This window comes from Arthrobacter sp. SDTb3-6 (assembly GCF_013376095.1).
Classification (GTDB): Bacteria; Actinomycetota; Actinomycetes; order Actinomycetales; family Micrococcaceae; genus Specibacter.
Genome location: NZ_JAAMFN010000044.1, coordinates 20,693 through 30,160 on the forward strand (window position 1 = coordinate 20,693; position 9,468 = coordinate 30,160).

Annotated in this window: 11 protein-coding genes; 7 read left to right on the top strand and 4 right to left on the bottom strand. The window is 66.3% G+C overall.

What is annotated here, in order from left to right:
* Window positions 1-149 precede the first annotated feature (149 nt).
* From G6035_RS16850 to G6035_RS16875, 6 genes are all read left to right on the top strand, one after another.
* Complete coding sequence (locus G6035_RS16850; RefSeq protein ID WP_176618266.1) at window positions 150-428, top strand: SHOCT domain-containing protein; 279 nt, start codon at window positions 150-152, stop codon at window positions 426-428.
* A gap of 85 nt (window positions 429-513) precedes the next feature.
* Complete coding sequence (locus G6035_RS16855; protein WP_176618267.1) at window positions 514-1,125, top strand: hypothetical protein; 612 nt, start codon at window positions 514-516, stop codon at window positions 1,123-1,125.
* A 45-nt stretch (window positions 1,126-1,170) separates the two neighbouring features.
* Window positions 1,171-2,013, top strand: coding sequence for an exodeoxyribonuclease III (locus tag G6035_RS16860; protein ID WP_371131054.1), 843 nt, complete (start codon window positions 1,171-1,173; stop codon window positions 2,011-2,013).
* Between the two features lie 15 nt (window positions 2,014-2,028).
* The gene (trpS, locus tag G6035_RS16865) at window positions 2,029-3,057 is read left to right on the top strand and encodes a tryptophan--tRNA ligase (RefSeq protein WP_176618269.1); all 1,029 of its coding nucleotides are present in this window, start codon (window positions 2,029-2,031) and stop codon (window positions 3,055-3,057) included.
* A gap of 2 nt (window positions 3,058-3,059) precedes the next feature.
* Window positions 3,060-3,617: a 2'-5' RNA ligase family protein gene (locus G6035_RS16870; protein WP_176618270.1), complete on the top strand. Its 558-nt coding sequence runs from the start codon at window positions 3,060-3,062 to the stop codon at window positions 3,615-3,617.
* 181 nt (window positions 3,618-3,798) lie between these two features.
* Window positions 3,799-5,310 (top strand): S53 family peptidase, encoded by a 1,512-nt coding sequence (locus G6035_RS16875; RefSeq protein WP_176618271.1) that lies wholly within the window; start codon window positions 3,799-3,801, stop codon window positions 5,308-5,310.
* A 175-nt stretch (window positions 5,311-5,485) separates the two neighbouring features.
* On the opposite strand, the gene G6035_RS16880 is transcribed toward G6035_RS16875, so the two are convergent.
* From G6035_RS16880 to sdhC, 4 genes are all read right to left on the bottom strand, one after another.
* Window positions 5,486-6,283, bottom strand: a complete 798-nt coding sequence (locus G6035_RS16880; protein ID WP_176618272.1) for a succinate dehydrogenase iron-sulfur subunit — start codon at window positions 6,281-6,283, stop codon at window positions 5,486-5,488.
* Window positions 6,283-8,082, bottom strand: coding sequence for a succinate dehydrogenase flavoprotein subunit (gene sdhA, locus G6035_RS16885; RefSeq protein WP_176618273.1), 1,800 nt, complete (start codon window positions 8,080-8,082; stop codon window positions 6,283-6,285). The genes G6035_RS16880 and sdhA overlap by 1 nt, the downstream gene beginning before the upstream one ends.
* 86 nt (window positions 8,083-8,168) lie before the next feature.
* Window positions 8,169-8,636, bottom strand: coding sequence for a succinate dehydrogenase hydrophobic membrane anchor subunit (locus G6035_RS16890; protein ID WP_256883704.1), 468 nt, complete (start codon window positions 8,634-8,636; stop codon window positions 8,169-8,171).
* Window positions 8,637-9,017 (bottom strand): succinate dehydrogenase, cytochrome b556 subunit, encoded by a 381-nt coding sequence (gene sdhC / locus G6035_RS16895; protein ID WP_176618274.1) that lies wholly within the window; start codon window positions 9,015-9,017, stop codon window positions 8,637-8,639. It abuts the gene before it with no gap.
* A gap of 298 nt (window positions 9,018-9,315) precedes the next feature.
* Here sdhC and G6035_RS16900 point away from each other — a divergent pair.
* Window positions 9,316-9,468: sugar phosphate nucleotidyltransferase (locus G6035_RS16900; protein ID WP_256128067.1), on the top strand; the 153-nt coding region annotated here is incomplete at its 3' end.

A 9,468-nucleotide genomic window follows, 5' to 3' on the forward strand; every position in this document is an offset into this window, starting at 1 on the left:
AAGGCCAAGCGGGGCGCACGGCCCGGGTCTCCCCGGGGAGTACAGGGGCGGGGCAAAGAGCCTCCCTGGGGCCGACGCCGCCGGGCCGGCGAAGCGGAAGAGTTGAAGCACAGCCGAAGGACGGCTGGCAACAACCATAAGGACGCACCATGATTGCAGCATTGAGCACACCGGCGGCACTTGCCGCACACGCCATGAACCACGGCTGGGGGTGGGGCGCAGGGCCGTGGTTCCTGCTCTTCCCGTTGTTCTGGCTGGTGGTGATCGTCCTGGCCATCATCTTCATCCCGCGCCGCCTGCGCCGCAGCCGGGCCTGGCACCACAGCCAGGGCGCCGAGTCGGTCCTGCGCGAACGCTTCGCCCGCGGCGAAATCGACGAGACCGAATACCGCCAGCGGCTGGAGGTGCTGCGCAGCCAGCCCCAGTAGTTCCAGCCCCCAATGGCCGGGCGGGGCAGTTCGCCGGTGGTGGAAGCGGGCACCGGCACCCGCCCGGGTTTGAGAGAATGGAACCATGACATCTCTTGGACCTGGAAAAATGACCAAACCCGGCAAGTTCACCGGCCTCGGCACCATTGTGCTGGCCATCGTCTTCCTGGTGGCCATCGTTTTCGCGGCCAACAACAGCACCGTGCTGGGCTGGGTCATTGCGGTCATCGCCTTTGGCTGGCTGGCGCTGTCCACCCTCGTCTACATCGGCGTCCACAAGGCAGCCGCGTTCGGCGCCCGCCAGGTCAAGCTCGCCCAGGCCGAAATGGCCCAGCGCAACAGCGCCCACGCCCCGTCCGGCGCCGGCACCCGGCTCGTGTCCGACGACGCCGGCTCCCGCCAGGCGGCCAAGGCACGCGAGCTGAAGCTGGAGCATTCCTTCAAGATCATCAGCGTCCAGATCGGCGTGGTCAACGAGTACCTGGGCAAGGACGACGCCATGGTGGCCCGCGCCCTGGAAACCATCGACATCACGGCCCGCAACGGCCGCGGAATGGTCAACCCGGACTGGGAAGCCCAGGAAGCAAAGATGGACGCCGGCATGGAAAAAAAGAATGCCGCCCGCGCCGCCGAAACCCAGCCGGGCACCCAGGGGCCGGACGACGACGAGCCGGTGACCGGCGTCGTGCTTGACTGACCGGACTGGAAAGGCGGGCAGGGGGAAACGGGTAAGGTGGATCAGGTGAGCAAGGGAACCCAAAACGGTCATTTGAGGATCGCAAGCGTCAACGTCAACGGCATCCGTGCCGCCTACAAGCACGGCATGGCCGACTGGCTGGCCGCACGCGACGTGGACATCCTGTGCCTGCAGGAGGTGCGTGCACCCGACGCCATTGTCCAGGGCTTCCTCGGGGAGGACTGGCACCTGCTGCACGCCGAGGCCGAGGCCAAGGGCCGCGCCGGCGTGCTGATCGCCTCGCGCAAGGACTCGCTGGAACCCACCGCCACGCGCGTTGGCATCGGCGACGACTACTTTGCCACCACGGGCCGCTGGGTCGAGGCGGACTACACCCTGCAGGATTCGGCCGGCCGGGACACCACACTGACGGTGGTCAGCGCCTACGTGCACTCCGGCGAGGCAGGCACGCCCAAGCAGGTTGACAAGTACCGCTTCCTGGACACCATGATCGCCCGGCTGCCGCAGCTGGCCGCCGCGAGCGACCACGCCCTGGTGGTGGGCGACCTGAACGTGGGCCACACCGAGCTGGACATCAAGAACTGGAAGGGCAACGTCAAGCGCGCCGGCTTCCTGCCCGAGGAACGCGCCTACTTTGACCGCTTCTTCGGCGCGGAAATCGGCTTCAAGGACGTGGCCCGGGAACTGGCCGGCCCCGTGGAAGGCCCGTACACGTGGTGGTCCAACCGCGGACAGGCCTTCACCAACGACACCGGCTGGCGGATCGACTACCACATGGCCACGCCGGGGCTCGCGGCCCTGGCCCAGCAGGCCGTGGTGGACCGTGCCGAATCGTATGAAACCCGCTTTTCCGACCATGCAGCACTGGTCGTCGACTACAAGTTCTAAAGGATTTTCCCTTCCATGAGTGAAACCGCAATCCGTCCCCGCGTCCTGTCCGGCATGCAGCCCTCCGGGGATTCCCTGCACCTGGGCAACTACCTGGGCGCCCTGGTCAACTGGGTCAAGACGCAGCACGACTACCAGACGCTGTTCTTCATCCCGGACATGCACGCCATCACCGTCACGCAGGACCCGGCGGAGCTGCGCGAACGGACCCGCAAGACGGCGGCGCAGTACATCGCAGGCGGCATCGACGTGGAAAAGTCCACCTTGTTTGTGCAGTCGCATGTGCCCGAACACGCCCAGCTCGCCTGGGTGCTCAACTGCATCACCGGCTTCGGCGAGGCCTCTCGCATGACGCAGTTCAAGGACAAGACGGCCAAGGGCGGGCAGGAAATGGCCAGCGTTGGCCTGTTCACCTACCCCGTGCTCATGGCCGCGGACATCCTGCTCTACCGGCCCCAGGGCGTGCCCGTTGGCGATGACCAGCGCCAGCACGTGGAACTGGCCCGGGACCTCGCCAAACGGTTCAACCACCGCTTTGGCGACACGTTCACCGTCCCGGAGGCCTTCATCCAGAAGGAGGGCGCACGCATCTACGACCTGCAAAATCCGACGGCGAAGATGTCCAAGTCCGCGTCCGGGCCGAACGGCCTGATCAACCTGCTGGACGACCCCAAGGTGACGGCCAAGCGGATCAAGTCCGCCGTGACCGATACCGACACCGTCATTGCCCACGACCGGGAGAACAAACCCGGCGTGACCAACCTCCTGGAGATCCTCTCCACGCTGACGGACACGCCCGTGGCGGCCCTGGTGGCCGGCTACGAAGGCAAGATGTACGGCCACCTGAAGGTGGATGTTGCAGACGCCGTCGTGGCCCGGATCGAGCCGATCCGCACGCGCACCCTGGAACTGCTCGACGACCCCGCCGAACTGGACCGGCTGCTGGCCCACGGTGCCGCGAAGGCCCGCGAAATTGCCGCCGTGACGCTGGCGGACGTCTACAACAAGGTGGGCTTCCTGCCACCCCTCGGGACGGTTGCATAACCATGCCGGGCATTGGCCAGAGCGGGGCGTCCCCGGCCCCGCACCCTGAAAGCCTGGGCGTGGTCATCTCGATGCCGCCCGCCCTGGCCGCCGAGCTCCACGCCTGGCGGGAATCCTACGCAGGACCGGGCAACGGCGCGGTGCCCGCCCACATCACACTGGTGTCCGGCCGCGCCCGCCATTCCTGGGACGAGGCCGCCGAGCACGTGCGCAAGGTGGCGCGGGAAGGTTCCCCCTTCACCGTCTCGCTGCGCGGCACCGGAACCTTTGCGCCGGTCTCCCCGGTCGTTTTCCTGAACGTGGACCGCGGGGCGGGGGAGTGCCGGAAACTGCACGACGAGCTGCTGGCCGGCCCGGTGGAGCACCTGCTGGACTTTGGGTTTGAACCGCACCTGACGGTGGCGCACGACCTTGACGCCGGCACCATGGCCCGGGCCGAGGCGGAAATGGCCGACTTTGCCGCGGAGCTGGAAGTCAACAGCATTGGCCTGTACGACTATGCCCAGGGCCGCTGGGAACTGTACGAGGAACTCGCCCTCGGGGGAGACACCACGGCCTAGGACGGCCCGCGGCCGCCGGCCTTGGCCCGTGGCTGGACCCAGTCCAAAAGGACGAAAGCCCTTGACCACGGGGTCCGTGCAGCGGTAAACCGGATGTGGCCTTCGGCCTGTCCGGAGGACGGCCAGGGTGGCAACGACGCCGCCCGTGAGGGCCGCTTCGAATGCTGTACGGAGGCCCACCATGCGATCTCGTACCGGAACCACTTTCCTTTCACTGGCAGGGGGCGCCGCACTCGTGGCGGCCGCCTGCTTGGCCGGCGTCCCCACCGCATCGCCGCCAGGTGCGGCCCTGCCCGCCGTCCACCCCGTGGTGAGTGACTACGTCCAGATCAACAGTTCCGCCACGCCACCCACGCAGGCCCAGTGCGCTTCCGTCGGACGGCGCTGCTTCACCCCGCAGTCCACGCGCGCAGCGTACAACGTGGGCCCGCTCTACGCTGCCGGCAACGACGGGACCGGCATGACCATCGCGATCGTCGATTCCTATGGCAGCGACACCATGGCCCACGACCTGCACGTGTACAACCAGGCCTTCAACCTGCCGGCCATGTGCGGGGAAGAATCCGTCACCTGCACACCCGGCATGCCCACCTTCAGCGAACTGCACCTGCAGGGCTCCCCGGCCACCAAGGCCCCGCCGTCCACGAGCAAGGGCACGGGACAGGAGGACAAGGCAGCCTGGGCGCTGGAAGTGGCCCTTGACGTCGAAACGGCCCATTCCATGGCCCCGGGAGCCAACATCCTGCTGGTCACCACGCCGACCGCTGAAACCCTCGGCGTCCAGGGCCTGCCCCAGATGATGGCGGCTGAACAGTACGTGGTGGACCACCACCTGGCCCAGGTCATCTCACAGAGCTTCGCCACCGCGGAGGATGCCTTCCCGGGCACCCAGTCGCTGCTGAACCTGCGCCACGCCTACATCTCCGCGGCCCGGAACGGCGTCACCGTCCTGGGCTCCTCCGGCGACGGCGGCTCGGCCAATCCGCCGAAGGCACCCGTGGCCGGCCCCAACGCGGGCGCGCCCTTCCCGTTCCCGACCGTTGAGTGGCCCGCGTCAGACCCGCTGGTCACCGGCGTCGGCGGGACCTACCTGTGCACCGATCCGACGGCGACCACCCTGCGGACCGTGGACAGCACCATCCCGCCCACGGCCTGCAAGTCCCATCCCGGGGCCGCAGAGGTGGGCTGGATCGCCTCGGGCGGCGGATTCAGCCACGTCTTTGCCCGCCCCGGCTACCAGTCGGCGCTGCCGGCCGGCAGCACGCCCATCGGGGCCATGCGCGGCGTGCCCGACATCGCGCTGCAGGCCAGTGCCACGACGGGCGCCCTGGTGTACCTCTCGCTGCCGCCGGACGGGCTGGGCGGGCTCACTTGCGGCACCACTCCCTGCAGCACGGGCTGGTATGACATCGGCGGAACGTCGCTGGCCTGCCCGCAGTGGGCCGGGCTGGTGGCCATCGCCGCGCAGATGAACGGGGGCGGCCTGGGACCGATCAACCCGGCGCTGTACAAGCTCGGAGCCGGGGCGGCGTACGCCAGCGACTTCTACGACGTGACAACCGGCAACAACACCCTCGATCCCTCGGTTCCGGGCTACCCGGCGTCGACGGGATGGGACCCTGTCACCGGGCTGGGCACGCCGAATGCCGCGGCGCTGCTTCCCGACCTGGTCGCTGCGGTGCGCGCGGGCTGAGCGCCAGGGAGATTCTGGCCGCCGGTCAATCGTGTCGCTGATTGGGCTGGTCGAAATCCGGTCCCTTGGGCCCAAGCCCGACCGGCGACGCGGGCTCGACCAGCGGCGGGAACGCAAAGGCGCCGCCCCCTCGAAAGGGGGCGGCGCCTTTGCAATCGGCGAAACCAGGCCGGAACTAGACCTGGCGGGCCAGGATGGCCTGCTTGACCTCGGCGATGGCCTGCGTGACCTGGATGCCGCGGGGGCATGCCTCGGTGCAGTTGAAGGTGGTGCGGCAGCGCCACACGCCTTCCTTGTCGTTGAGGATCTCCAGGCGCATGTCGCCGGCATCGTCGCGGGAATCGAAGATGAAACGGTGTGCGTTGACGATGGCGGCCGGGCCAAAGTACTGCCCGTCGGTCCAGAACACCGGGCAGGACGACGTGCACGCGGCGCACAGAATGCACTTGGTGGTGTCGTCAAAACGCTCGCGCTCCTCGGCGGACTGCAGGCGCTCCTTGGACGGCTCGTGGCCCCGGTTGATCAGGAAGGGCATGATCTCGCGGTAGGACTGGAAGAACGGTTCCATGTCCACGATCAGGTCCTTCTCCACCGGCAGGCCCTTGATGGGCTCCACCGTGATGGGCTTGGACGTGTCCAGGTCCTTCAGGAGGGTCTTGCAGGCCAGGCGGTTGCGGCCGTTGATGCGCATGGCATCAGAACCACACACGCCGTGCGCACAGGAGCGGCGGAAGGACAGCGAACCGTCCTGCTCCCACTTGACCTTGTGGAGGGCGTCCAGCACGCGGTCCGTGCCGTACATGGTCATGGTGAAGTCTTCCCAGGTCGAGTCCTCGGAGAACTCCGGGTCGTACCGGCGCACGCGCAGCGTCACGTCAAAGGTGGGGATTTCGCCACCGCCGCCCATGTGGGCGGGCAGTTCAATCTTGGACGCCGGCTCGGGAGCGGTCTCGGCGGTTTCAATGGGGCTCATTAGTACTTCCTCACCATCGGCTCGTAGCGCGTGACAACAACAGGCTTGGTTTCCAGGCGGATGCCGGCAATGTGCTCCTGGGAGCTTTCAGCCGTCACGCCGGAATCCTTGTACGCCATGGAGTGCTTCATGAAGTTCACGTCGTCACGGTCCGGGAAATCCTCACGGAAGTGGCCGCCGCGGGACTCCTGGCGGTGCAGGGCCGCAACCGTCATGACCTTGGCCAGTTCCAGCAGGAAGCCCAGTTCCACGGCCTCGAGCAGGTCAAGGTTGAAGCGCTTGCCCTTGTCCTGGACGGTGATGCGCGAGTAGCGCTCCTCAAACGTGGCAATGTCCGCCAACACCCGGTCAATGGACTCGGCCGTTCGGAACACCTGCATGTTGGCGTCCATGGTGTCCTGCAGGTCCTTGCGGATCGCGGCCACCTTTTCGCCGCCGTCGGACGTGCGGACGTGGTCCAGCAGCGCGGCAGTGGCAGCTTCCGGGTTTTCCGGCAGGTCCACGAACTCGGCCGTCTTGGCATACTGGGCAGCGGCCACACCGGCACGCTTGCCAAACACGTTGATGTCCAGCAGCGAGTTGGTGCCCAGGCGGTTGGAGCCGTGCACGGACACGCAGGCCACCTCACCGGCGGCGTACAGGCCGGGAATGATGGTGTCGTTGTCCTGGAGGACCTCCGCACCGATGTTCGTGGGCACGCCGCCCATCGCGTAGTGGGCGGTGGGGAACACCGGCACGGGCTCGGTGTACGGTTCCACGCCCAGGTAGGTGCGGGCGAACTCGGTGATGTCCGGGAGCTTGGCGTCGATGTGCGCCGGCTCCAGGTGCGTCAGGTCCAACAGGACGTAGTCCTTGTTCGGTCCGCAGCCGCGGCCTTCACGGACTTCGTTGGCCATGGAGCGGGCCACGATGTCACGCGGCGCCAGGTCCTTGATGGTCGGGGCGTAGCGTTCCATGAACCGCTCGCCGTCGGAGTTGCGCAGGATGGCGCCCTCGCCGCGGGCGGCCTCGGAGAGCAGGATGCCCAGCCCGGCCAGGCCTGTCGGGTGGAACTGGAAGAATTCCATGTCCTCCAGGGGGATGCCCCGGCGGAACGCGATGCCCATGCCGTCGCCGGTCAGGGTGTGGGCGTTTGAGGTGGTCTTGAAGACCTTGCCCGCGCCGCCGGTGGCGAGGATGACGGACTTGGCCTGGAAGACGTGCAGCTCGCCCGTGGCCAGGTCGTAGGAGACGACGCCGGCAATGCGCTTCTGCTTGTACGGCGTACCGTCCGCGCGGGTTGCGTCCTCTTCGACGGTCAGCAGGTCCAGGACGTAGTACTCGTTGTAGAACTCAACGTTGTGCTTGACGCAGTTTTGGTACAGCGTCTGCAGGATCATGTGTCCCGTACGGTCCGCGGCGTAGCAGGACCGGCGCACCGGGGCCTTGCCGTGGTCGCGGGTGTGCCCGCCGAAGCGGCGCTGGTCAATCCGCCCCTCGGGCGTGCGGTTGAACGGCAGGCCCATCTTTTCCAGGTCGATCACCGCGTCGATGGCTTCCTTCGCCATGACCTCGGCCGCGTCCTGGTCGACCAGGTAGTCGCCGCCCTTGACGGTGTCAAAGGTGTGCCATTCCCAGTTGTCTTCCTCCACGTTGGCCAGTGCGGCACACATGCCGCCCTGGGCCGCACCGGTGTGCGAGCGGGTGGGGTAGAGCTTGGTCAGTACGGCTGTGCGGGCGTTCTGTCCGGCTTCAATGGCGGCACGCATTCCTGCGCCACCGGCCCCGACGATGATGACGTCGTATTTGTGGACCTGCATACTGGATGCTCTTTCTCTCTTTACTGCATTCAAATTGCTGCTGTTCACTTCTGCCCCGGGCCGCTCACGGCCCAGGTGCCCAAAAACTAGGGGACAGGGCAGAAGGACGGAAGGTCGACGACTGCACCGGCCGGGCAGGGATCAAAGGTGAAGATCACCAGGGTGCCCAGGACAACGATGACGACGGCGGCCGCGTAGAGGACGCCCTTGAGCGTCATGCGCGTGCCATTGCGGTCGGCGTAGTCGTTGATGATGGTGCGCACGCCGTTGGTCCCGTGCAGCATGGCCAGCCACAGCATGGCCAGGTCCCACCATTGCCAGAACGGGCTGGCCCACTTGCCGGCCACAAAGCCGAAGTCGATCTGGTGGATGCCGCCGCCGAGCATGAGGTTCACGAACAGGTGGCCGAAAATCAGCACCACCAGCACCACGCCGGACATGCGCATGAACAGCCATGCGACCATCTCAAAGCTGGAGTGCGAGCCCTTGTTGCGCTTGTACTTGGGCGACTGTGCGCTGTTGGAACGCGGTGACGCAATAACGTTGGAACTCACTTAGTGCCCCCCGAAGACGATGGAGAGGTGGCGGATCAGGAACGGAATCATGACCACAACCCAGACGATCAAGACGGTCCAGAGCATCTGCCGCTGGTACTTGGGGCCCTTCTTCCAAAAGTCGATCGCAATGATGCGCAGGCCGTTGAAGGCGTGGAACACGATCGCCGCGACCAGGGCGGCTTCGCCCAGGCCCATAATGGGGTTCTTGTACGCCCCGATGACTGCTGTGTACGCTTCCGGGGACACTCGCACGAGAGAGGTGTCCAGGACGTGCACCAACAGGAAAACGAAAATCACTACACCGGTAATCCGGTGTCCCACCCATGACCACATGCCTTCACGGCCGCGGTACAGAGTGCCAGCTGGTTTTGTCGGCACTGAATAAACCTTCCTGCATCACCGTGGCGCTGGCGTGGTTCCACGCGGGGAAACGCACACGGCGTGAGCACTCATAACTTTGCCTAAATTTAGGCTTCGCTTACAGCATATTCAACTTAGGCGCTCCTTGCCCCATGGCAAAGATCACAGGGGGCGGACAAATTGATGGTGTAATGCCCGTTTGTGCAGCCCTCGACCCATCCCTGCGGCGACGCCGGGGCGCCCCGTCGGCACGCAAAGGGTGGGATTTTCCGCCAAATCACGGCGTTCGCGCGTGCATCGCCTAGGCTGGGCAGTGATGAATACGCCAACACGGGACGACTCCGTCCAGCCTGGGACCAGCCCGCTCGACAAATTTTTTGCCGTTATTCCGGCCGGGGGTGTCGGGACCAGGCTGTGGCCTTTGTCGCGGGCGGCGGCGCCGAAGTTTTTGCATGACTTGACGGGGAGC